We start from the raw sequence: 836 nt of genomic DNA, 5'->3' as shown, positions 1-836 counted from the left end.
CTGCAGAAAACACAAAAACGTGTAAATGCTCTTCAAAACGTGACCATTCCACAATTGGAAGGTGCGCAAAAATCTATTTCTTCTGCGCTTGAAGAGAAAGAACGTGAAGAATTTACCCGTCTTAAAGTGGTCAAACGCATCTTAAATAGCAAAGAGTAAAGGTAAAGACGACCTATGTAAATTGGTTTCGCGCCAGTATACATAGGCCGTCTTTTTGATTATATAAAAAGTGTTGGTGGAAGTTCCTTCGAACTTCTACCAACACTATTTGTATTGAATAACTTTATTCAACTAATTCTGTATTGTAATGTACATTTTGTACATCATCGTCGTCTTCTAATAAGTCGATCAAGTTTTCAAGTTGGCTGGCTTTATCTTCAGGTAGTTCTAACATTGTTTTAGCTACCATTGTGATTTCAGCTTGTGCTAATTTGAATCCTTGCGCTTCTAAGGCGTCACGAACATCAGTGAAGTCAGAAGCTTCTGTAGAAATTTCAAATACTTCATCTGAAGTTGTCATGTCTTCCCCACCAGCTTCGATTACGTTCATTAACATTTCATCTTCGTCAAGGTCTAAACCTTCACGCTCAATCACGATGTAACCTTGACGGTCAAACATGTAAGCAACTGAACCTGATTCACCTAATGAACCACCATTTTTGTTAAAGATAGTACGTATATTGGTTAAAGTACGGTTGGTATTATCAGTTAAGGTTTCAACTAAAATGGCAATACCGCCTGGTCCATAACCTTCGTAAGTGATTTCATCGTAATCTTCACCAGCGTTGTTACTTGAACCTTTTTCAATCGCACGGTTTACATTGTCGTTAGGCATG

Annotated in this window: 2 protein-coding genes; one reads left to right on the top strand and one right to left on the bottom strand. The window is 37.8% G+C overall.

What is annotated here, in order from left to right:
* Positions 1-159, top strand: coding sequence for a V-type ATP synthase subunit D (locus ACRCJ0_RS16565; protein ID WP_431391256.1), 159 nt, complete (start codon positions 1-3; stop codon positions 157-159).
* A 124-nt stretch (positions 160-283) separates the two neighbouring features.
* Here ACRCJ0_RS16565 and ACRCJ0_RS16560 read toward each other — a convergent pair.
* The coding region (locus ACRCJ0_RS16560) for a YebC/PmpR family DNA-binding transcriptional regulator (RefSeq protein ID WP_431391255.1) at positions 284-836 on the bottom strand (553 nt) is incomplete at its 5' end.

It is taken from the genome of Aerococcus sp. L_32, from assembly GCF_050689315.1.
This window is presented reverse-complemented; position numbering and strand designations above follow the sequence as displayed.